The 21,917-nt window shown below is 71.1% G+C and carries 20 protein-coding genes; 8 read left to right on the forward strand and 12 right to left on the reverse strand.

Going from position 1 to position 21,917, the window contains the following annotated elements; genetic code table 11:
* The first annotated feature begins 17 nt into the window (after positions 1-17).
* On the forward strand, positions 18-1,019 hold the full coding sequence (gene hemB / locus MDN94_RS10120; protein ID WP_482725531.1) for a porphobilinogen synthase: 1,002 nt from the start codon (positions 18-20) through the stop codon (positions 1,017-1,019).
* On the opposite strand, the gene MDN94_RS10125 is transcribed toward hemB, so the two are convergent.
* Complete coding sequence (locus MDN94_RS10125; protein ID WP_482725532.1) at positions 1,003-1,239, reverse strand: DUF397 domain-containing protein; 237 nt, start codon at positions 1,237-1,239, stop codon at positions 1,003-1,005. The two genes, hemB and MDN94_RS10125, sit on opposite strands and share 17 nt — an antisense overlap.
* Positions 1,236-2,021, reverse strand: a complete 786-nt coding sequence (locus tag MDN94_RS10130) for a helix-turn-helix domain-containing protein (RefSeq protein ID WP_482725533.1) — start codon at positions 2,019-2,021, stop codon at positions 1,236-1,238. Before MDN94_RS10130 ends, MDN94_RS10125 begins: the two co-directional genes overlap by 4 nt.
* A gap of 152 nt (positions 2,022-2,173) precedes the next feature.
* On the opposite strand from MDN94_RS10130, the gene MDN94_RS10135 reads away from it, so the two are divergent.
* Complete coding sequence (locus MDN94_RS10135) at positions 2,174-2,572, forward strand: ATP-binding protein (protein WP_482725534.1); 399 nt, start codon at positions 2,174-2,176, stop codon at positions 2,570-2,572.
* A gap of 10 nt (positions 2,573-2,582) precedes the next feature.
* On the opposite strand, the gene MDN94_RS10140 is transcribed toward MDN94_RS10135, so the two are convergent.
* The 3 genes from MDN94_RS10140 to MDN94_RS10150 form a co-directional block, all read right to left on the reverse strand.
* Positions 2,583-5,312: an alpha/beta hydrolase family protein gene (locus tag MDN94_RS10140; RefSeq protein WP_482725535.1), complete on the reverse strand. Its 2,730-nt coding sequence runs from the start codon at positions 5,310-5,312 to the stop codon at positions 2,583-2,585.
* Positions 5,313-5,559: 247 nt separating this feature from the next.
* On the reverse strand, positions 5,560-6,429 hold the full coding sequence (locus tag MDN94_RS10145; protein WP_482727045.1) for a glycoside hydrolase family 19 protein: 870 nt from the start codon (positions 6,427-6,429) through the stop codon (positions 5,560-5,562).
* A gap of 179 nt (positions 6,430-6,608) precedes the next feature.
* A complete protein-coding gene (locus tag MDN94_RS10150) occupies positions 6,609-8,114 on the reverse strand; it encodes a carboxylesterase/lipase family protein (protein WP_482725536.1) in 1,506 nt (501 codons plus the stop codon).
* Positions 8,115-8,317: 203 nt separating this feature from the next.
* Between MDN94_RS10150 and MDN94_RS10155 the strand changes: the two genes are divergently transcribed.
* Positions 8,318-8,590, forward strand: coding sequence for a DUF1876 domain-containing protein (locus MDN94_RS10155; protein ID WP_441265632.1), 273 nt, complete (start codon positions 8,318-8,320; stop codon positions 8,588-8,590).
* Between the two features lie 60 nt (positions 8,591-8,650).
* Here MDN94_RS10155 and MDN94_RS10160 read toward each other — a convergent pair whose 3' ends face one another.
* The gene (locus tag MDN94_RS10160) at positions 8,651-9,403 is read right to left on the reverse strand and encodes a DUF4232 domain-containing protein (RefSeq protein WP_482725537.1); all 753 of its coding nucleotides are present in this window, start codon (positions 9,401-9,403) and stop codon (positions 8,651-8,653) included.
* A gap of 205 nt (positions 9,404-9,608) precedes the next feature.
* Between MDN94_RS10160 and MDN94_RS10165 the strand changes: the two genes are divergently transcribed.
* Positions 9,609-11,000 carry a helix-turn-helix domain-containing protein gene (locus tag MDN94_RS10165; RefSeq protein WP_482725538.1) on the forward strand — a complete coding sequence of 464 codons (1,392 nt, stop codon included), beginning with the start codon at positions 9,609-9,611 and terminating at the stop codon, positions 10,998-11,000.
* Between the two features lie 30 nt (positions 11,001-11,030).
* On the opposite strand, the gene argS is transcribed toward MDN94_RS10165, so the two are convergent.
* Positions 11,031-12,794 (reverse strand): arginine--tRNA ligase, encoded by a 1,764-nt coding sequence (gene argS / locus MDN94_RS10170; RefSeq protein WP_482725539.1) that lies wholly within the window; start codon positions 12,792-12,794, stop codon positions 11,031-11,033.
* Positions 12,795-12,994: 200 nt separating this feature from the next.
* Between argS and lysS the strand changes: the two genes are divergently transcribed.
* Together lysS and MDN94_RS10180 are read left to right on the forward strand one after the other, a co-directional pair.
* Positions 12,995-14,728 carry a lysine--tRNA ligase gene (gene lysS, locus MDN94_RS10175; protein WP_482727046.1) on the forward strand — a complete coding sequence of 578 codons (1,734 nt, stop codon included), beginning with the start codon at positions 12,995-12,997 and terminating at the stop codon, positions 14,726-14,728.
* Between the two features lie 130 nt (positions 14,729-14,858).
* Positions 14,859-15,056, forward strand: coding sequence for a hypothetical protein (locus tag MDN94_RS10180; RefSeq protein ID WP_482725540.1), 198 nt, complete (start codon positions 14,859-14,861; stop codon positions 15,054-15,056).
* A 72-nt stretch (positions 15,057-15,128) separates the two neighbouring features.
* Here the strand turns inward: MDN94_RS10180 and MDN94_RS10185 are convergent, their stop codons facing one another.
* The 3 genes from MDN94_RS10185 to MDN94_RS10195 all read right to left on the reverse strand — a co-directional run bounded on the left by MDN94_RS10185 (position 15,129) and on the right by MDN94_RS10195 (position 18,452).
* Positions 15,129-16,529, reverse strand: a complete 1,401-nt coding sequence (locus MDN94_RS10185; RefSeq protein WP_482725541.1) for a DUF2637 domain-containing protein — start codon at positions 16,527-16,529, stop codon at positions 15,129-15,131.
* A 132-nt stretch (positions 16,530-16,661) separates the two neighbouring features.
* A complete protein-coding gene (locus tag MDN94_RS10190; protein WP_482725542.1) occupies positions 16,662-17,378 on the reverse strand; it encodes a DUF3558 domain-containing protein in 717 nt (238 codons plus the stop codon).
* 222 nt (positions 17,379-17,600) lie between these two features.
* Positions 17,601-18,452, reverse strand: coding sequence for a DUF3558 domain-containing protein (locus MDN94_RS10195; protein WP_482725543.1), 852 nt, complete (start codon positions 18,450-18,452; stop codon positions 17,601-17,603).
* 184 nt (positions 18,453-18,636) lie between these two features.
* On the opposite strand from MDN94_RS10195, the gene MDN94_RS10200 reads away from it, so the two are divergent.
* The gene (locus tag MDN94_RS10200) at positions 18,637-19,830 is read left to right on the forward strand and encodes an RtcB family protein (protein ID WP_482725544.1); all 1,194 of its coding nucleotides are present in this window, start codon (positions 18,637-18,639) and stop codon (positions 19,828-19,830) included.
* 66 nt (positions 19,831-19,896) lie between these two features.
* Here MDN94_RS10200 and MDN94_RS10205 read toward each other — a convergent pair whose 3' ends face one another.
* Together MDN94_RS10205 and MDN94_RS10210 are read right to left on the reverse strand one after the other, a co-directional pair.
* The gene (locus MDN94_RS10205) at positions 19,897-20,439 is read right to left on the reverse strand and encodes a GNAT family N-acetyltransferase (protein WP_482725545.1); all 543 of its coding nucleotides are present in this window, start codon (positions 20,437-20,439) and stop codon (positions 19,897-19,899) included.
* Entirely contained in the window at positions 20,436-21,200 is a 765-nt protein-coding gene (locus tag MDN94_RS10210; protein ID WP_482725546.1) for an SDR family oxidoreductase, read from the reverse strand. Before MDN94_RS10210 ends, MDN94_RS10205 begins: the two co-directional genes overlap by 4 nt.
* Positions 21,201-21,712: 512 nt before the next feature.
* Here MDN94_RS10210 and MDN94_RS10215 point away from each other — a divergent pair.
* On the forward strand, positions 21,713-21,895 hold the full coding sequence (locus MDN94_RS10215) for a hypothetical protein (protein ID WP_482725547.1): 183 nt from the start codon (positions 21,713-21,715) through the stop codon (positions 21,893-21,895).
* Positions 21,896-21,917 lie beyond the last annotated feature (22 nt).

A 21,917-nucleotide genomic window follows, 5' to 3' on the forward strand; every position in this document is an offset into this window, starting at 1 on the left:
AGGCGTAGCGTGGCCGTATGACTGCGTACGGATCCTTCCCCGGTGCCCGCCCCCGGCGGCTCCGGACCACCCCCGCGATGCGGCGCATGGTCGCGGAGACGCGCCTGCACCCGGCCGACCTGATCCTCCCCGCGTTCGTCCGGGAGGGCATCGGCGAGCCCGTGCCCATCTCGGCCATGCCCGGAGTCGTCCAGCACACCCGCGACACGCTCCGCAAGGCCGCCGTGGAGGCCCGGGAGGCGGGCGTGGCCGGGATCATGCTCTTCGGCGTGCCGGAGGACGCGAAGAAGGACGCGCTCGGCACCGCCGGCACCGACCCGGAGGGCATCCTCCAGGTCGCGATCCGGGACGTGAAGGCCGAGGTCGGCGACGAGCTCGTGATCATGTCCGACCTGTGCCTGGACGAGTACACCGACCACGGCCACTGCGGGGTCCTCGCGGCTGACGGCCGCGTCGACAACGACGCCACCCTCGAGCGCTACGCCGAGATGGCGCAGGTCCAGGCGGACGCCGGCGTCCACGTCGTCGGCCCGAGCGGAATGATGGACGGCCAGATCGGGGTCGTCCGCGACGCGCTCGACACCATCGGCAAGGAGGATGTGTCGATCCTCGCGTACACCGCGAAGTACTCCTCCGCCTTCTACGGCCCCTTCCGCGAGGCCGTCGGCTCGTCGCTCAAGGGCGACCGCAAGACCTACCAGCAGGACACGGCCAACGTCCGCGAGTCGATGCGCGAGCTGGCGCTCGACCTCGAGGAGGGCGCGGACATGGTCATGGTCAAGCCCGCGGGCCCCTACCTCGACGTCCTGGCGAAGGTCGCGGAGTCGGTGGACGTGCCGGTCGCGGCGTACCAGATCAGCGGCGAGTACGCGATGGTCGAGGCCGCGGCGGAGAAGGGCTGGATCGACCGGGACAAGGCGATCGCCGAGACCCTGCTCGGCATCAAGCGCGCCGGCGCGAGCATGATCCTCACCTACTGGGCGACCGAGGTGGCCCAGGGGCTCAGCTCAGGTCGCTGACGAAGAACTCCCAGGCGGCCGGGGCGAGCGTGAGGCTCGGGCCGCCGGGGTTCTTGGAGTCGCGGACATGGATCGCGGCGGGGTGGGTGGCGACCTCGACGCAGGCCCCTTCGGGGCCGTCGCTGTGGGTCGACTTGCGCCAGTCGTAGGCCACTTCGAGGCATTCGCCGCCCTCGCTGCCGCTGTAGCTCGACTTGAACCACTTCAGTGCGGTGCTCATTGCTCTCCCAGCAGCCGGTTCAACAGGGCCATTGAGTCCTCCGCGTTGAGGGCCTGAGTTCGCAGCATCGCATACTTCTGGGAGAGGATGGACACCTCGTCCTGGTCGGACACCAACTGACTGCCGCGTTGAGTTTCGCTGTACGCGAGCTGTTGGTGGTCGGGCGTTTCCAGGAGGACGAACGGCCCGTCAAGTGCCGCATGTGACTCTCTGCCGAGCGGCATGATCTGGAGCGCGATGCCGGTCAGCCCGGAACACGTGCGCAGATGGTCCAACTGCTCTCGGTAGGTGGCTGCTCCGCCAAGGTGGTCTCTGAGCACGGCCTCCCAGATGATGAAGCTGAGGTTGGGCGGAGGGTCGCGCCGCAGTATCGCCTGGCGACCCAAGCGCGCTGCCGCCTGCGCTTCGACCTCCCCTTCGCTGAAGGCTGGAACCCGGCTGCGGAACACAGCTTTGGCGTACTCCTCCGTCTGGAGGAGGCCTGGCAGGGCCTGGTTGGCGTAGAAGCACAAGGTCAGCGCCTCCCGCTCCAGATCCATGTACTCCTCCGCCCACGCCGGGATCAGATCCACCTCCGGCATGTGCTCCACCGCGACCGACAGCGCGCCCTTCGTGTCGAGGCGGTCGTCGAGTCTCTGCGCGAGGTCCGGCTTCAGCGGGCGGCGGCCCTGTTCCATGGAGGCGACGGTCTCCTCGGCGAGGTTGAACTCCGTCGCGAGTTCGCGTTGTGTGAGGCCCGAGGCCTCGCGGAAGCGGGCGAGCTGGCGGCCGACCAGCCGCATCGCCGACGCGTTCTTCCGGTGGCGTCTCCTGGGGTGCATGCCCGACCAACTCCCCAGGCAGCCCCGTACGTTACGCCTCCACCACCCGTACAAAAGAAATGTACGGGTGGACGGAGTGCTGCCGCCCGGTCACGCGCCGCGACGCTCCTCCCGTGGACAAGACGATGCAACACGAGGACCTGCGTGAACTGTTCTGCCGCCGGGAGCGGCGATCCGTGCGCCTGGCACGGAAGTTCGCGCGCGAGGCGCTTGCGGCGTGGGGCTGGGTCGCGCAGGCCCACGACGTCACGCTCTGCGTGAGCGAACTCGCGACGAACGCGCTGGTGCACGGTGTGCCACCCGGCCGCGGGTATCTGCTGCGGCTCCGGCTGTCGGAGGACGGGACGCTGCGCGTCGAGGTGCACGACAGCGGCGACGGGAAGCCGCGCCTGCGCGACCCGGACGACGGGTCGGGGCGCGGCCTGCTGCTGGTGGACGCGCTGGCCGACAGGTGGGGGGTGGGGCCGCGCGAACCCGGCAAGGTGGTGTGGTGCGAGTTCGCGCGGCCTTGATCTACGACGCCTACGGCGCGTCGAGCACCGTTCCTGTCATGACGGGGCCGTGCGGCTCGCCCTCGTCGTCGACGGACTGCAGGCCGATGTGCTCCGCCGGTTCCTTCACCTGGTCGGTGACCGTGGGAACGGTCACCTCCGCGCTGGTGCTCCCGGCCGGTACGGAGGCCCAGAGGTAGGCGTACTCCAGCCGGGACAGCGGGAGGTCACCGTCGGGGACCTCGCCGATCATGTCGAGCAGCCACTGCCGGTCGACGTCCTTGGTGGACAGCTCGGGGCGGCCCGGGACGCCGACGAACCGGAGCGTCGACGACAGGTCCACGTCGGCGGGCGCGGAGAGAGCGACCCGCCACGTCAGCGGCTGCCCCTCCGTCACCTTGTCGGCGACCGGCTTCACGGTGATCTCGGGCATCGGGTCGTCGTTCTCCGCGGTGACCCCGCCGGAGTACGCGCCGACGACGGTCCCGCGGACCGCCTTCACGAGCACGTCGTGGGAGGTGTCCCAGGAGTAGCGCGTGTTGCCCTTCACCTTCACCGGCACGTCGATGCCGCCGGCGCCGGGCCGGACCGTCACCAGCCGGTCCTTCGCCCGGCCGGTGGCAGGGTCGACGACGTACACGCGCACCGTGCCGCTGCTCTTGCCGGACACCCGGACGGGCACCTGGTACGTGCGGACGCCGGAGTCGCCTTCCTTGACCTTGAGACGGCCGAGGTCGATCCGGGTCAGTGGGGCCTCACGGACGGCGGGCGTGCCGGGGCTCCAGGCCCAGGCGTCCATCAGCCACGCCTTGCCGGAGCGGGTACGCGGGGTCAGCTCCAGGGCGGCGACCCGGCGCAGATCGAGCCCGGCGCGTGCGGCCGCGGTGAGGGGAACACGCACCTCGCGCGCCCAGTAGGAGGCCGTGCGGTCGCTGCCCGGCAGCCCGTCCACCCGGACACCGCCCAGCTTCGCCCGCTTGCCGGAGGCGTCGGTGACGGACACGTCCAGCTGCGTGCCGGTGGTGTTCGGCGGCACGAAGACGCGCAGCGCGAGGCTGTCGGCGCCCTTGAGGGAGAGCGGCTTTGCGGGCCTGACGGTCACCGCCGAGCCCGGTGCGGACCAGTTCAACGCCACCGCGCGGCGGCCGGTCTCGCGCTCCGGCTGCCAGTGCGCGAAGTGCGGCGAGGAGCCCACTTCGCTGTCCAGGCAGGGGGTCTGCGGGTCGATCGCGTCGCACAGCCGGCCGCCGGTCACGGTCACGGCTCCGTCGGGAAGGAACCCGGCGCCGCGGTTCGCGCCGACGGCGTGGGTCAGTACACGGGCGGGGTCGGCGGAGGGGGCCCGGCGGCCCGTGCCGTCGAGCAGTTCGCGCACCCGGTCGTCCCCGGCGACGAACAGCCGTGCGGCGGCGGCGATGTAGGTGGCGCCGGCGCGGTGCTGCTGGTCGGCGGTCAGCCGGGTCGCGGTCCCCGGTGAGCAGACCGGGTCCGGCTGCTCGGGGTCGGGCCAGAAGTCGTCGTCGGCGGGGGCCTGGGCCTGGCCCGGGGTCCACTCGCTGTTGAAGTAGTTGTGGTTCGCGCCGACCATGTAGACCGCGCTGTGCAGGGCCTTGCCCCGGCTGACGCCGCGGGTCCCGTCCGCGTACACCTGGCCCTGGAGGTCGGAGACGTCGCCGTCGCAGCCCGGCAGGATCGTCAGCGACGGGACGTCCGGCACCGGGTTGTGGCCGAAGATCGTCGGGCCGATGAGCACGGTCCCGCGGATGTGCCAGCGCACCTTGCCGCGGTAGCCGTCCTGGGCGGGGGCGGGGGGATACAGACTGTCCATGGCCGCGCGGTTGACGCCCTCGCCGCCGCGCGAGTGGCCGACGAGCAGGACACGGGACAGGTCGGCCTTCGGGGCCTGGCGTACCGGTCCCGGGGCGGTGGCGGGCTTCGCGGCCCAGTCCGCCCAGCGGGCCAGATGCGACCGCACGAGCGAGGAGCGCGCCTGCGCGCCGCCGTCCTCGGCGTCCCCGTCCTGGCCGTTGACGCCGTTCGCGGAGACGGACACGGTCACATAGCCCTGGGAGGCCAGCAACTGCTGATCGCGCAGGTAGCCACGGTGGCTGGGGATCGGCTTCGCGCCCTTGGCGCAGGGCCAGTCGATCGTCACCTCGTCGTCCTTGCCCGGGACGTAGCAGGTGGCGTGCCGGCCGTGCAGGAACAGGGCGAGGGGGCGCTTGCCGGGGGCGCCCTTCGGGGCGACCACGACGGCGCGCATCTCGACCGGGTTCGCGAAACCGGGCAGGCGGACCGGGTCGAGCGTGTACTCGCCCGTGGTCGTCCGGTAGGTGCCCGGCCGACCCGGGTCGACGGCCCCCGGCGGGAACTCGGCCGGCGGCTTCGCGGCCGGAGCGGTCCCGCGGGCGCCGGAGTCGCCGCCGGGCTCCTGGTCCAGGCGGCGGCCGCCCGCCAGCACGCTCAGGTTCTTCAGGTCCGCAGGGTCGGCCGTACGTGCGTCGTCGAGGGGCAGTCGGAAGGTCCGTCCGTCCTTGCCGGCCTCGGGCACGCCGACGATCCTGTCGTCCGCGTGGAACTCGACGCGCGCGTCACCCGGGGGGACGGGACGCGGCGAGCGCCATTCCAGTGCGCTCTGTCCGTCGTCATGGGTGATCCGCCAGCCGGGCGGCAGAGCGTCGTTGCCGTTCGCCGCCGTGGCGGGGCGAACTTCGGGCGGCTGGACGGCCTGCGCCGCCGCCGGCGCCGCCCCTACCGCCATGAGCACCGCTGTCGCGGTGGCCCATATCCTCCGGGCACGTATCAACGTTCCCCTCCTCAACCCCGTGTTTCGGGCGCCCGGTTGTCCCGAGTGCCTCGACCTCGGAGGACGGGAGGAAGAGCGTGGGGGCTGCCTGGTCGGAACGTTTCGGCCGGATCTGTGCGGTCGGAGGCCCGTGACATGGTGCGGCCGCGGACCGGGGGACGTCGTCTCCCCGGTCCGCGGCCCGTTCATGGGGTCCGGCGGATCAGCAGTAGAGGTTGGAGCCGGTCGGTACGCCAAGGATCTGCGTGAACTGCTGGTACTTGGTCACCCGGCTCTGGACCTGCGCCGGGTTCTTGCCGTCGCACTCCAGGGAGCCGTTGATCGAGCGGATCGTGTGACCGAAGCCCGCCTGGTTGACCATGGCGTTGTGGCCGGTCATCGTGCCCGGGCCGTTCTGGGTGTTCCAGTACCAGAGGCCGGTCTTCCAGGCGACGGCCGCCTCGCGCTCCACCCGCCACGGGTTGTTCAGCAGGTCGATGCCGAGCGCGTCGCCCGCGGCCTTGTAGTTGAAGTTCCAGCTGAGCTGGATCGGGCCGCGGCCGTAGTAGGCCGCCTGTCCGGCCGGGCAGCCGTAGGGCCGGCTCCAGTCGCAGTAGTGCGGGTAGTTGGCGGTGTTCTGCTCGACGATGTGGACCAGGCCGCCGGTCTCGTGGCTGACGTTGGCGAGGAACGCCGCCGCCTCCTGCTTCTTCACCGTGTCGCTGCCGGTGTTGGCGAACGCCGGATAGGCGCTCAGGGCCGCGGTGAGGCCGCTGTATGTGTAGAAGGGGTTCCGGTTCGGGAACATCTGGTTGAACTGCGACTCGCTGACCACGAAGCCGGACGGGGACGGGGTGCCGCCGCCGCTGCAGGTGTACGGGTCCCAGTACCAGGTGCTGATGGTCGGGCTGTAGCCCGGGTTGTCGTGCTCCGCTATGTAGTAGGAGCCGTTGTACCTGACAACGTTGCCAGCCGTGTACCAGGCGCCCTGGCGCCAGTCCGTGGCGGTGTCGCACGGGCCGGCGGCGGACGCGGAGGGTGTCAGGGCGACGGCCAGACCGGTGGCCATGAGGATGGCGGTCAGCAGTGCCATGAGGCGGGTTCTCAGCACTCGATCACTCCTTTGAGCGCAACGGCTTTACCCGGAGCGGTAGTTGCTCTCCGGGCGCGGCCGCGGTGGGGGGCTGTGCGCACACTCAAGCGTGATTGTCGTGATCGAGTCAAGGTATAGACCAATGTGACTTCCGGGTAAGTCCATCCGGTTCAGCGGTCTCAGAGGTCCTTCCAGAAGGAGTAGTTGTGCTCCTTCGCGAGATCCGCGGGGCGGACGCCCTCGGACGAGACGGCCGCGGTGTGCGGCGCGACCGGCGTGTACGGCTTCCACGGTGCGCGGCCGGTGCGCGCGAAGTCCGACCAGATTCCGGTCAGCGCGGCGGCCAGGCGCCGCTGCTCCGCCGTCAGTGGTTCGGACCAGTCGAGGTCGAACAGATATGGCAGCTCGGCGAGGTGCGGTGCGCCGACCGGGAAGCTCGCCCGCGGGAAGCCCTTGAACCACGGGTTGTCCTGCTCGGAGAACTCGTAGGCGTACGTCGGCGTCCGCGCGCCCAGGGCGTCATTGGTGACGATCGCCGGACGTCCCCAGACGGCGTCCGTCATGGCCGCCGCGAGCGCCCGCCCGTACGAGCCGCCGTACGCGCTCGCCGGATACCGCGCGAGAGCCCTCTTTGCGACCTCCGCGCCGTAAACGCCGGCCACGTACGCACGGAAGTCCTGCTCGTCGAGCAGGCGCTGCCGGGCCAACTCCAGGCCGTACACGCGGAACGTTTCCTCGTCGCGGTTGATGCCGTGCAGTACGGGCACGCGGTTGAAGCGTCCGGACGCGAACGCCTCGCGGGGGGTGCGGGGCAGCAGCCGGGTGCCGTAGGCAGGGCCGTAGCGCGTCTCCTCGTCGTCCGCCGCCACCAGCTTCGCCGCGGACACCGTGCGCAGGGGCTGCTCGAACTTGCCTTCCAGGTGCCGCGCGTGACGCAGGGCCTCGGCGCGGGTCAGGGTCTCGTCCTCGTCCAGGCACGGGCCGCTCTGCAGGACCGCCCGGTGGAACAGGCCGGCCGACGCGGGCGAGACCAGGTTCGCGCAGACGCTGCGGGCGCCGCCCGACTCGCCGAACAGCGTCACATTGCGTGGGTCGCCGCCGAAGGCCGCCACGTTCGCCCGGACCCAGCGCAGGGCCGCTTGCTGGTCCTGGAGACCGAAGTTGCCGTCGCCCAGGTAGCCGAGGGCCCCGAGCCGGTAGTTGACCGTCACGACCACGACATCGCCGCCCGCCGCGAGAGGCTCCGCCCCGTACATCGCCCCCTCGCCGTCCTCGTGGTCCCCGCCGTGCAGCCAGACCATGACCGGACGGGGCGACGGCGCGGCGGCGCGCGGAGTCGTGACGTTGACGAAGAGGCAGTCCTCGGCGTCGCTCCGCGGGCCCTTGACCGGGATGGCGCCGGACTGCGCGCACGCCGCTCCCGGCCCGGTCGCGTCCCGTATGCCTCGCCATGCCCGCACGGGCCCGGGCGGCTCCCAGCGCGTGGGCGGGGCGGCGTACGGGATGCCCTGGAAGACGCGGGCGGTTTCGGTGACGGTGCCGCGTACCGCGCCGTCCGCCGTGCGCACGACGGGGGAGGTACCGGTGGGCGGGTCGGCGGCTGCCCCGCCGGGGGCGCCTGCGCCGGTCAGGGCACCGGCCGCGAGGGCGGCGACGGTGGCGATCACCACGGTTGTTTTCGACATGCGCATGACGCTACGGAGACGGCGGAGCCGCGGGCAGCCGGCGCACCCCCGTACCGCGGGTGTCGTCAGATGCACCCGGGGTGGGGGGCCGGCCCACCGGCAGGGCCGCGGGCCGTGCGCCCGCCGGTGTTTCCGGGGCGCGCACTCGCGTTCAGGGACCGTGCGGCGCACCCTTGAAGGGGTACCGCTGGAGGTGAACCGCCATGCAGACACTCGTCGGATGGCACATCGAGATGGAGTTCAAGGAGGAGGGCGACCGGACCAGGGCGGCCGCCATGGTGAGGCTCGGTGACGGGACGGAGTACCGCGGGCACGGAAACGCAAATCGGCACCACTCCGACCAGCCACAACTGCTCGTCGGTGAGGAGATCGCCGGCGCCCGTGCGCTGATGGACCTCGCTTCCCAGCTCCTGCAGAAGGCGCACACGGAGATCGACCAGGCATCAGGAAGGCAGTCCCACCAGCTCCTGCGGTGAGCGGGAGTCGCTGATCGGGGGCCCCGGCAGTCCCGGGGTCCCCGATCGCCTGCACAGCAATCAGTACATGAGGGCGTCGTCCATCGAGCCCTGCCAGTAGCTGACCGTCGTGGTGGTGTCGGTGTACGTGTCGGCCGGCAGGCTGATCACGGCCGGGGCGGCGTCGGTCGAGCCGGAACCGCTGCGCGGGGCGAAATGCACGGCGAGCCCGGCGGCCGTACGGCCGTCGCTCCCGCTGCCGTCCGCCGCCGCGAGCATGATCGAGGCGTAGGCGGACTCGCCCGGGGCGATGGTGACGACGGCCTGCGGCCTGCTGTCCTGGTTGACGGCCGTGGCGGCCTGCGCGTCGTCGAAGCGGAGCAGCGGCGCGTGGTACGCGTTGCACGGCTTCGAGCCTGTGTTGGTCATGGTGAGCAGCGCGTGGTTGATGGGCCGGCGCACCGTGCTGTAGGTGACCTTCACGTCCGCGCCGCAGGCAGTCGTGACCGGGCCCGCATCCTCTCTCCCGCCACCGGAGCCGGCGGCGGGACCGCCGGAGCCACCCGTGCCGCCGGTGTTGCCTGCGCTGCTCCCCTTGCCGTCGCCTGCCGGCTTGCCGGCCGACGGGCTCGCGGACCCGGCCGGGTCCGAAGCCGGGGACGCCTTCGGGTCCGCGGTCGGGTCCTGGGTCGGCTTCTGCGGGGCGGGAGCACTCGCGGAAGGGGCCGCGCCCTCGTCCCGGGCGCCGTCGTCGCCCTGGCAGGCGGTGAGCGAGAGGGCCGCGATCAGGGCGGTGGCGGCGACGGCCGTCGTGCGGATCAGGTTGGTGCGCATGGTGGGCGTTCTCCCCGTTGAAAGGTCGTTCTCTGTCGGTGCCTTGCGGCGTGGTCACAGGTTGGCGAGGGGCGGATTCCGGCCGCAACGCCCACCGGACCATTGGGGATGCCGGAATGCCTGTGAGTACTCTGACCTGGGTGAAAAGCCCTTCCCTGGAACGCCGTTCCGGGACGTGGCACCGGCGACGCGGGGGAGAACAGCAGTGGCGACGACGCCGGAGGCCGACCAGCTCGCGTCCGTGCTGCGGCAGTTGAAGGACCGCTCCGGACTCAGCTACGGAGTGCTGGCCGCCAAGCTGCACGTCAGCACGTCGACGCTGCACCGCTACTGCAACGGCGACGCGGTTCCGGCCGAGTTCGCCCCCGTCGACCGGCTCGCGCGGCTGTGCGGTGCGCAGCGCGAGGAGTTGGTCGATCTGCATCGGCGGTGGATCGTCGCGGACGAGGCCCGTCGACGCGGACGCGCCGGATCGGAGCCGGCAGCCCCGGCCGCCGCGCCGGCCGTGGGGGCCGCGACCGACGAGGAAACGGGACGCGGCACCGGCGTCACGGACGGCGGCGCGAGCACCGGCGGCACGGCCGAGGCGGCCCCCGCCCCCGCCGCGGACGAGCCCGCTCCGCAGGCCGCCACCGGCGCCACCGTCGAGGGCGGACCGCGGCCCGGCACCGTCGACCGCTCCCGGGGCAAGGCCCTTCTCATGGCTCTGTCCGCAGCCGCCGTCGTCGCGCTGGCCGTCCCCGTGGCAGTCGTCGCGAGCGACTCCGGCGACTCCAGGGACACGGCGGCCACGGGTGCCTCGGCCGACGGGTCTGCCGGAGCTGGGGCGCCGACCGGGGCCGTGTCCCGTTCCGCCTCAGCCACCGGCTCCGCCCCGCCCTCGACGAGCGCCTCACCGAACAGCAGCGAGGACCCGAGTGCCTCCCCTCGCAGCGCGACCCCGTCCGCGGAGGCGTCCCGCGACGGCAAGGCCCCGGTCGGCGGTGTGCCGCTGCGCGTGGGGGTCAGTTCGTACAACTGGGCGTCGCCGTGCGGGCAGTACTACCTGTTCGAGGGGAAGTCGGACGGAGTCCCCCCGCCGCCCGCCCCGCAGGACCGCCGGCGCTGGGCCCGCGTGCTCGGCGGCGTCGACGCCGGCCATATGCAGCTCCAGCTGACCGCCACCGGCAGGACCGAGGATTCGGTCGTCATCAACGCCGTGCACGTACGGACCGTTGCCCGGGGCGCGGCGCTCGCCTGGAACGCGTACTCGATGGGCGAGGGGTGCGGCAGCGGCGTCACCCCGCAGACCTTCGACATCGACCTCGACGCGGGCCGCCCCGTCGTGAAGCCCGTCGCGGGGACGGACGGCGATCTGACCGTGCCCGCCAAGGACTTCCCGTACAAGGTGGCGTCGAACGATCCGCAGGTTCTCAACTTCGACGTGCACACCGAGGGGCACGACGTCAGCTGGTATCTGGAGGTCGCCTGGAGCAGCGGTGACCGGAGCGGGACCGTCCGGGTGGACGACGGCGGCAGGCCGTTCCGTACCAGTGCCGCGGAAGGCCGTCCCATGTACGACTACTGGCCGGACAAGGGCGAGTGGGTGGCTCGCTGACTCGTCCGGCCAGTGGGTGAAACCGTGTGATCAGAGACGCTCGGGCGTCCGGATGCCCAGCAGCGCCATGCCCTGGTGCAGCGTCCGCCCGGTGAGGTCGACGAGGAAGAGGCGGTTCTCCACGACCTCCGCCGGATTGTCCGCGCTCAGCACGTGGCACTGGTCGTAGAACGTCGTCAGGTGCGAGGCCAGCTGGTACAGGTACGCGGCCAGCTTGTGCGGCTCGTACGAGGACGCCACCTCGGCCAGCACCTCACCGAACTGGTCCAGGTGGAGACCGAGCGCACGCTCCGCCGGGGCGAGCGCGAGCTCCGGGTGCGCGACCGGGCTGCGGTCGCCCGCCTTGCGCTTGATCGACTGGATACGGGCGTACGCGTACTGCAGGTACACGGACGTGTCGCCGTTCAGCGACACCATCTGGTCCAGGTCGAACTTGTAGTCGCGCACCGCGGACGTCGACAGGTCGGCGTACTTCACCGCGCCCACGCCCACGTACCGGCCGTTCTCGACGATCTCCTGCTCGCTCAGGCCCACCTTCTCGGCCTTCTCGCGCACCACCGCGGTCGCACGGTCGATCGCCTCGTCCAGCAGGTCCACCAGCCGTACCGTCTCGCCCTCACGGGTCTTGAACGGCTTGCCGTCCTTGCCCAGCACGGTGCCGAAGGCCAGCTGGACCGCCTTGACCTTTTCGTTCAGCCAGCCGGCCCGGCGGGCGGTCTCGAAGACCATCTTGAAGTGCAGGGACTGGCGGGCGTCGACGACGTACACGAGGGTGTCAGCGCCGAGGCTCTGCACACGGTCGCGGATCGCGGAGAGGTCGGTCGCGGCGTAGCCGTAGCCGCCGTTGGACTTCTTCACGATCAGCGGGACCGGATTGCCGTCGGGGCCCTTCACGTCGTCGAAGAACACGCACAGAGCGCCCTCGGAGCGCACGGCGACGCCGGACTCCTCGAGGATGCGGCAGGTCTCGTCGAGCATGTCGTTGTACCCGGACTCGCCGACGATGTCGGGGTCACGGATCTCCATGTCGAGCTTCTCGAAGACCGAGTAGAAGTAGATCTTCGACTCGTCGACGAACCTCTGCCACAGCGCGAGGGTCTCCTCGTCGCCGGCCTGGAGGTCCACCACACGGCGCCGGGCCCGGTCCTTGAACTCCTCGTCGGAGTCGAACAGGGTGCGCGAGGCCTTGTAGAGGCGGTTCAGGTTGGACATCGCCTCCTCGCCGGAGACGCCGTCCTTGTGGTCCAGCTCGTGCGGGTGCTCGATCAGGTACTGGATGAGCATGCCGAACTGGGTGCCCCAGTCGCCGATGTGGTGGCGACGGACCACCTTCTCGCCGGTGAACTCCATGATCTGCACCATCGCGTCACCGATCACGGCGGACCGCAGATGCCCGACGTGCATCTCCTTGGCCACGTTCGGCTGCGCGTAGTCGATCACCGTGGTGCCGGACTCCGCGGCGAAGGGCACGCCGAGACGGTCGTCGGCCGCACGCGCGGCCAGCGTCCGCGTGATCGCCTTGTCGGTGATCGTGATGTTCAGGAAGCCGGGGCCGGAGACCTCGATGTCCCCCAGGACGTCGTTCGGGCCGATGGCGTCCACGACCTTGGCCGCCAGCTCGCGGGGATTGCCCCCCAGCTTCTTGGCCAGCGCCAGGATGCCGTTGGCCTGGAAGTCGGCCCGGTCGCTTCGTCGCAGCAGGGGGTCGGCGGCACCGGCCTCCGGCAGGGCTGCCGTGAGGGCGTCCGCGAGGCGCTGCTGCACATTCGAAGCGAGGGAAGGGACCGAGGCCATGAGCTTCCGTTCCGATAGGAGAAGGTCTGTTGCGGTTGTCAAGTATCCCATGGAGACACAAGCGGTTTCCCGGAACAATGAGCCGCGCCCCGCAGAGCCCGGAGCGATCTGCTCCGTCTGGGAGAATGACTGAGAGCTCCGGCTCCGCCCAGCTCCGCCCCAGCTTCAGCCAGCTTCGAGAAGCTTCGAGAAAGAAGGACGTGCCGACCGTGGCTCAGAGCAGCACCGAGACCGACTGGGTCTCCCGTTTCGCGGACGAGGTCATCGCCGAGTCGGAGCGACGTGCGCCTGGCAAACCGGTCGTCGTCGCGTCCGGCCTGTCCCCCTCCGGCCCCATCCACCTGGGCAACCTCCGCGAGGTCATGACACCGCACCTGGTCGCCGACGAGATCCGGCGGCGGGGCCACGAGGTCCGCCATCTGATCTCCTGGGACGACTACGACCGCTACCGCAAGGTGCCGGCCGGTGTCGAGGGCATCGACGAGTCCTGGGCGGAGCACATCGGCAAGCCGCTGACCTCCGTCCCCGCGCCCGCCGGCTCGGCCCACCCGAACTGGGCCGAGCACTTCAAGGCCGCGATGACCGCCGCCCTGGACGAGCTGGGCGTCGAGTACGACGGGATCAGCCAGACCGAGCAGTACACGTCGGGCGCCTACCGCGAGCAGATCCTGCACGCGATGAAGCACCGCGGCGACATCGACGCGATCCTCGACCAGTACCGCACCAAGAAGGCCCCCGCGAAGAAGTCGCAGAAGCCGGTCGACGAGGCCGAGCTCGAAGCGGCGGAGGGTTCCGGCGCGGCCGCGGAGGACGACGGCAGCGGCGGCGCCGGCGGGTACTACCCGTACAAGCCCTACTGCGGGCAGTGCGGCAAGGACCTGACCACGGTCACCTCGTACGACGACACGACCACCGAGCTGGCGTACACCTGCACCGCCTGCACCTTCAGCGAGACCGTCCGGCTGAGCGAGTTCAACCGCGGCAAGCTCGTCTGGAAGGTCGACTGGCCGATGCGCTGGGCCTACGAAGGAGTGATCTTCGAGCCGAGCGGCGTCGACCACTCCTCCCCGGGCTCGTCCTTCGTCGTCGGCGGGCAGATCGTCCGCGAGATCTTCGACGGCGTCCAGCCGATCGGCCCCATGTACGCGTTCGTCGGCATCAGCGGCATGGCCAAGATGTCGTCGTCGCGCGGCGGTGTGCCGACCCCGGCCGACGCGCTGAAGATCATGGAGGCGCCGCTGCTGCGCTGGCTGTACGCCCGCCGCAGGCCCAACCAGTCCTTCAAGATCGCCTTCGACCAGGAGATCCAGCGGCTCTACGACGAGTGGGACAAGCTCGCCGCGAAGGTCGAGGACGGCGGCGCGCTGCCGGCCGACGCCGCCGCGTACTCGCGGGCCGTTCGCACGGCCGCCGGCGAGCTGCCGCGCACCCCGCGCCCGCTGCCCTACCGCACGCTCGCCTCCGTCGTCGACATCACCGGCGGCCACGACGAGCAGACCCTGCGCATCCTCAGCGACCTCGACCCGGCGAACCCGCTCTCCTCGCTCGACGAGGCACGGCCGCGGCTGGACCGCGCCGAGAACTGGATCACCACCCAGGTCCCGGCCGACCAGCGCACCGTGGTCCGCGCCGAGCCCGACACGGAGCTGCTCGCCACCCTGGACGACGAGGGCCGTGAGTCGCTTCGGCTGCTGCTGGAGGGCCTGGACACGCACTGGTCCCTGGACGGCCTGACCACGCTCGTCTACGGCGTACCGAAGGTGATGGCCGGTCTGGAGCCGGACGCCAAGCCCACGCCGGAACTGAAGATCGCCCAGCGCTCCTTCTTCGCGCTGCTGTACCGCCTGCTCGTCAGCCGTGAGACCGGACCGCGTCTGCCCACGCTGCTGCTGGCAGTGGGTGCGGACCGGGTCCGCAAACTGCTGGCCGCCTGACGACCGTGCCCGGCAGGGCCCTCGCCCCATGAGGGGTGAGGGCCCTGCGGCGTTTCTGCATCCTTCTGCCCGCCCCGGGATCCGCCGTGCGCACGAGGAAGCGGTCACGGAACCGGGAGACGGTGGAGGCGTGAAGGAAATCGCGGCAATCATCGGCCGGGTGACCGGCGTCCAGGGCGTACTGGGCTGGGCCGGCCCGACCTTCGCCGACAAGCCCTGGGGCCTGCTCCACAAATGGTGGGAGATCCCGTCGGCCGGCTACATCGCCGTGGCCGTGGCGGGCGTGGCGCTCGCACTCGCGGCGGAGGCCGCGAAGAAGCGGGCGTGACCCGCGGCCGCCAAGAAGCGGGCGGGACGTGGAGGCCGCCTCGAAGCGGCTGCGACGTGAGGCCCCGCCCGGTCACGCGATGTGCTCGGCCTCCAGGTCGGCCTGGTGGCGGTTCTTGAACTCGGGCATCAGGCGGCGCAGCAGCGCCCCACTGCGCGGGTGGTTCACCCCGTGGCGGTCGGCGAGCAGTATGTCGAGGTGGTCGGCCTTCGGCCAATCGTTGTTCTCTTTGACGTACGTCCTGAACACCGGGTACGCGAGCTCCGCGAACTCCTTGTCCTCGGCCGTGTAGTCGGGGGCGGGCTCGGACGCGGGCTCCTCGAAGGGCACGGGGCCCTCGACGCTGTCCGCGTAGGTCTCGGCCGGCTCCTGCCGGGCGTAAGGCTGCTGGTACGGCGCCACCTGCTGCGGGGCGTAGGGAACCTGCTGCTCGTACGGCCCGTCCTGCGCCTGCGACTCGGGCGACGGCCCGGAACCGAGCGGACGCGTGCGGCCGGGACCTGCCGGGACCGGCACCGGGTGAGGCTCCAGGCCCTCCACGTACGTCGGGTTGTACGCCCGCTCGTACGCGTCCTGCGGAACCTGCGGAGCCGCGAACCAGGGGCTCTCATGGGAGCCCGGACCCTCGTACGGCTCCTCGCCGGGAACTTCGGAAGCCGGCTCGTCACGCCGGGAGGCGACCGCTCGCTCCGGCTCGCGCCGGGCCGGCTCCTCCGCCTCGCCGCCCACCGGCAGCTCCGGCTGCGCCGCGGCCTGCGCCACCGGCGACGGGGGCAGCAGGACCGGCTCGATGCCGGCGGCCGCCAGGCCGGCCGGGGCGGTCTGCGCCAGCGGCACGCCGAACTTCGCCAGCCGCAGCGGCATCAGCGCCTCGATCGGGGCCTTGCGCCGCCACGCCCGGCCGAAACGCGCCTGAAGACGGGCCTGGTAGATCAGCCGGTCCTGCTCGAGCTTGATCACCTGCTCATAGCTGCGCAGCTCCCACAGCTTCATCCGCCGCCACAGCTTGAACGTCGGGACGGGCGAGAGCAGCCAGCGGGTCAGCCGCACGCCCTCCATGTGCTTGTCGGCCGTGATGTCCGCGATCCGGCCCACCGCGTGCCTGGCCGCCTCGACGGCCACGACGAACAAAATCGGGATGACGGCGTGCATGCCGACACCGAGCGGATCCGGCCACGCGGCCGCGCCGTTGAACGCGATCGTCGCGAAGGTCAGCAGCCAGGCCGTCTGGCGCAGCAGCGGGAAAGGTATCCGCATCCACGTCAGCAGCAGGTCGAGCGCCAGCAGCACACAGATGCCGGCGTCGATGCCGATGGGGAAGACCAGGGAGAAGTCGCCGAAGCCCTTCTGCTCCGCGAGCTCGCGCACGGCGGCGTACGACCCGGCGAAGCCGATCGCGGCGATGATCAACGCGCCCGCGACGACGACCCCGATGAGTATTCGGTGCGTGCGTGTCAGCTGCATCGCGGCCACCCGCGACCCCTCCCCAATTCCTGGACCGGATTTCCGCACAGGCCCCTGCGCGGATCCTGAACCGGCGGGCACAGCCTGGCACATGCCACCGGAGTCCGGTCCTCCGGGCTCCCGGCGTTACGTACTTGTGTACTACTTGTTGGCCGTGGCGACCGAGGCCACTGCCTCCTTGGCGGCCCTGAGGGCGTCCTTCGACAGATCGGCGGCGGAGGGATTCTTCGCGCCCGCGTAACCCGTGCCGTTGTACGTGAGTGTCACCACACCGTTCTCGGTGCGGGCCACGATCGTGACGTAGGTGAAGTCCTCGTCGGTCTTGCGCAGCGTGTAGTTGACCGTCGTCGCCTCGTCGCCCACACCCGGTGCCGGTGACGTCTTGACGTTCTTGGCGCCCTCGGTGCCCTTGGCCTTCGCGATCTCCTTGGCGTACGACTCCACGGCGCGCTGCTCGCCGCTCACGGCGAGCGAGGCGTCGGAGTCGTAGCGCAGGAAAGAGACATCGAGCCAGCGGTACTGCGAGCCCTTCACGCCGTTGTCGTCCAGGCCGTTCCAGGAGCAGCTGCCGCGCCGCGCGATGTCCGACGACTTGCCGGCCGTGCCGCCCTTGGACTTGGTGCCGGGCACCAGGTCCTCGATCGTCTTCTTTGCGATCGAGTCGCACGGACTCGGCAGCTTGCTGAACTTGGCGGGAGCGACGGTCGGGGACTTCTTGGCCTCAGGGGTGGCGGAGGCGGAGGAGGCGGAGCCCTTGGAAGCGCTGTCGGAGTCCGAGGAGCAGCCTGCGACGACGAGCATCACCGGGACGGCGGCGCAGGCGAGTATGCGGGTGAGTCGCGGGGCTGAACGGTGCATGGTTCCTTCAGTCGGTCAGGTACCCGGTCGGTCAGGTACCCGGTCGGTCGGGTACGTGGTCGATCAGGCACTCGGTCGATCGGTCAGGCAGTCGGTGGCCGGGCAGCCGGTCCGTCGGGGCGGCAGCCGGACGCACCGGCGAGGCCACCGTACGCGGACCCGCCACAACTGTGTGCCGGACCGTTGAACGCGAAAACGGCGCAACCCGGGCCGCGAGGCCGCTCACTCGTTGAACTGCTCCGCCAGTTTCCGGGCCAGACTCCGCGCTTTTTCCTGCAGTTCCTTGCTGTCGGGCACTCCTCCCGTCACGGCCGGCTGCTCGCCGTAGACGACGGTGACGATCACATTGGATGTGCGGAACACCACGCTCACGGTGCGGCGCTGAACCGTGGAACCGGCGCGGCCGAGCACGTCGTCCAGGAACGCCGCGTCACCGAGCCCGTCCAGCGCCCGGGGCTCGAGGCCCTCGAGCCCGGGAGCGGAGGAGGACGTACCGGTGGACGCGGAGGCTCCGGCCGCCGTGTCCGTGGACGCTCCGGCGGCCGGGTCGGCGCCGCTCGAACTCCCGGCCGCGGGAATCTGGGTGGCCGACGGCGAGGCGCCGTCGGTCTCCGGCTCGTCCTTCAGGGGCGCGATCGGAACGGAAGCGGAATCCTGCTTCGTCTCGAAGACCTCCTGTGCGCGGTCGTCGTCGCTGACGGCCGGGTCGTAGGAGACGACGCGTTCGAAGTCGACCCGCAGCTGGTGGGAGGCGTCCGGGGCGTCGCCCTTCCAGCTGCACGCGACGCGGCGGTCCGTGTCGTAGGTGACGGCGGCGGTGCCACGCAGGACCTTCTGCTGCTGCTCCTCGGGCAGCGTCACGGTGCCCGGCAGCAGGTCCGTCAGCGTGGAACGCTCGACGGACCCGCACGGCTCGAGAAGCGTGCGGTACTTGCCGGGGGGTGCCGCGGAGGCCTTGGCCCCGTTGACCTTGGCGTCGATGTCGGAGCCCTCGGTGCCGTCGCCGGCGGTGCAGCCGGTCACGAGCGCCGCGAGAAGCGCCGCCACGCCGGGCACGTACGCCTTTCGTTGCACGCCCGGGCTCCCTTCTGTCTGTGCTCCGCGCCGCTGTTACGGCGAAAACTGGTTGCCGCCGTTCGGAGGCCGATGGACACAATGTCTATCGCACACGCTGCCGTGGCCGCCGGTCTGTCGAGTCTTTCACTGTCATTGGTCACGTCATTTGCGTTTCACGCCGTTTCGGGGGAATCGAGTAAATATGTCGTACGTGGAGATGCCGGGCGCCAAGGTCCCGATCCGTATGTGGACCGACCCTTCGACGGTCGAGGACGTCGCGCTGCAGCAGCTGCGGAACGTGGCCACACTGCCGTGGATCAAGGGCCTCGCCGTGATGCCGGACGTGCACTACGGCAAGGGCGCCACCGTGGGCTCGGTGATCGCGATGCACGGTGCGGTCTGTCCGGCCGCCGTCGGTGTGGACATCGGCTGCGGTATGTCGGCGGTGCGGACGTCGCTGACGGCCAACGACCTGCCGGGCGACCTCTCGCGGCTCCGTACCCGGATCGAGCAGGCCATCCCGGTGGGGCGCGGAATGCACGACGAGATGGTCGACCCCGGGAAGGTGTACGGCCTCCAGGCCGGCGGCTGGGACGGGCTCTGGGAGCGGTTCGACTCTGTGGCCGACGCGGTGAAGTTCCGCCGGGAGCGGGCGACGAAGCAGATGGGGACGCTCGGCTCAGGGAATCACTTCGTCGAGGTGTGCATCGACACATCCGGCTCGGTATGGCTCATGCTGCACTCCGGTTCTCGGAACATCGGCAAGGAGCTCGCCGATCACCATATCGGCGAGGCGCAGAAGCTTCCCTACAACCAGGGGCTGATCGACCGCGATTTGGCGGTGTTCGTCTCGGACACCCCACAGATGGCGGCCTACCGCAACGACCTCTTCTGGGCGCAGGAGTACGCCAAGTACAACCGCGCGGTCATGATGGGGCTCCTGAAGGAAGTGATCCGCAAGGATTTCAGGAAGGCCAAGGTCAGCTTCGAGCAGGAGATCAGCTGCCACCACAACTACGTGGCGGAGGAGCGGTACGCGGGCATGGACCTGCTGGTCACGCGCAAGGGCGCGATCCGGGCCGGCAGTGGTGATTTCGGGATCATCCCAGGCTCCATGGGCACAGGCTCGTACATCGTGAAGGGCCTCGGCAACGAGGCGTCCTTCAACTCGGCCTCGCACGGCGCCGGCCGCAAGATGAGCCGGAACGCGGCGAAGCGGCGATTCTCCGCGCGTGACCTGGAGGAGCAGACGCGAGGCGTGGAGTGCCGCAAGGACTCCGGCGTCGTGGATGAGATCCCGGGCGCGTACAAGCCGATCGAGCAAGTGATGGACCAGCAGCGGGACCTGGTCGAGGTCGTCGCCAAGCTGAAGCAGGTCATCTGTGTGAAGGGTTGAGGGCCCCTGGCTCCATGCCCTCCCGGCGGGCGCCGGACCGGATCGGTCCGGCGCCCGCCGTATGTCTCAGCCGCGCGCTACCGGCAGGGACTTGTGGAAGAACGTCGTCGGGCGCAGCGTGCCGGACGGGTCGGCGGCGTAGTCGGGAAGCGTGCCGAGGGCCGACCAGCCCGAGGTGCGGTAGAGGCTCTCCGCCGCGCTGCCGGTCTGGGTGTCCAGCATCAACAGGGTGCGGCCGGACGCGGCGGCGAAGGCCTCGGCCGTGGCGAGGAGACGGCGGGCGATGCCGCGCCCACGGGCCGCACGGTGGACCAGGAGCTTGGCGATCTCCGCGCGGTGCCGGCCGTTGGCGGACGTCTCGAGTCTGAGCTGGACGGTGCCTATGAGCCGGCCGCCGTCGTGAGCGGCCCAGAGGACCACGCGTTCGTCGGCGAGGTCGGGGGCGAGGGAGCGCCACCAGGCCTCGGCCTGTGCGGAGGTGAGGGACGAGGTGAAGCCCACGGAGGCGCCGTCGTCCACCGCGTCGAGGAGCAGTGCGGCGAGATCGGGGGCGGCGGCGGGCATGGCGTCCGGGGTCAGCCGGGTGATGGTGGGGCCGTCGGTCGTCACAGCTCCCTGTGCACCTTCGAGTTGGACGCCTGGGCGCGGGGCCTGACGACCAGGAGATCGATGTTGACGTGCGGTGGGCGGGTGACGGCCCAGGTGATGGTGTCCGCCACGTCGTCTGCGGTGAGCGGCTGAGCCACACCCGCGTAGACCTTGGCGGCCTTGTCGGTGTCCCCGCGGAAGCGGGTGGTCGCGAACTCCTCCGTCCTGACCATGCCTGGGGCGACCTCGATCACCCGGACCGGGTTGCCGACGATCTCCAGCCGGAGGGTCTCGGCGAGGACGTGCTCGCCGTGCTTGGCCGCGACATATCCGCCGCCGCCCTCGTATGTGCTGAGGCCCGCGGTGGACGAGAGGATCACGACCGTGCCGTCACCGCTCGCGGTGAGCGCCGGGAGCAGTGCCTGGGTGAGGTTGAGCGTGCCGATGACGTTGACCTCGAACATCCGGCGCCAGTCGGCCGGATCGCCGGTGGCGACCGGGTCGGCGCCCAGGGCACCGCCCGCGTTGTTCACCAGGACGTCGCAACGCTCGAGGCCGGCGGCGAAGGAGTCGACGGCAGGGCGGTCCGTGACGTCGAGGGGGTGGGCGGTGGCGCGGTGGCCGGCGGCGGTGAGCTCGGCGGCCAGCGCCTCGATGCGGTCCTTGCGGCGGGCGGTGAGGACCACGTGATAGCCGGCGGCGGCCAGTTGGCGCCCGGTGGCCGCACCGATGCCGCTACTGGCCCCGGTGACGACGGCGACGGGTGTCCCAGCGGTGCTCATGTCGTAGCTCCTCGCGCGTGTGATCGATGGTGATCGCGACGCCGCCAGAATAGATCGGCAGGACCCGCCGGAGCTCCCGCGCAATCACTCGTATTTTCGGGCAATAGGTATCTTCTGGCTCATGTGTGCGATGCGAAGGGCCCTGCCGGCGGGGACCGCGGCCGGGCTGCTGCTGATCGGCGCGGGGGCGGCGAGTGCGGGCGCGGATGGCGGCGGTGTGGACGGCGGGAACGTCGCGGGCGTCGGCGGGGGCCCGGACAGCGGTGTGGGCGACCGGGGCGTGGACGGCCGTCGCGTCGCGGGTATCGCGCCGGAGGCCGATGTGGCGCACCACGGCCGCGTGCCGCTGACCGACGGGCGGGTCGCGATCTCTGTGACGACGCTGAACCACGGTCCCTCCGCCCTCGCCGGGGTGACCGTGCGGCTCACCCTTTCGGTGCCGCCGGCCGGTACGCCGAAGCTGCCGCACGGGTGCCTGCGGGCCGCCGAGCGGGAGTTGCTGTGCGCGACGGGTGTTCTTGCCGGCGGACGGACCTGGCCGGACGCTCGGACTGGAACTCGGCACGGCCGGCAGCCCGCACGAGGTCGTGCTGCACGTCGCCACCGCGTGGAACGGCGGGGCGAGCGACCGGAACCCGGTGAACGCCGGGCACCGGGTGCTGGTGCCGGCCACCGGGGACCCGTACGTCTTCTGACGGCCGAGCCCCCGGCCTGCCG

This window comes from Streptomyces sp. WAC00040, from assembly GCF_056835925.1.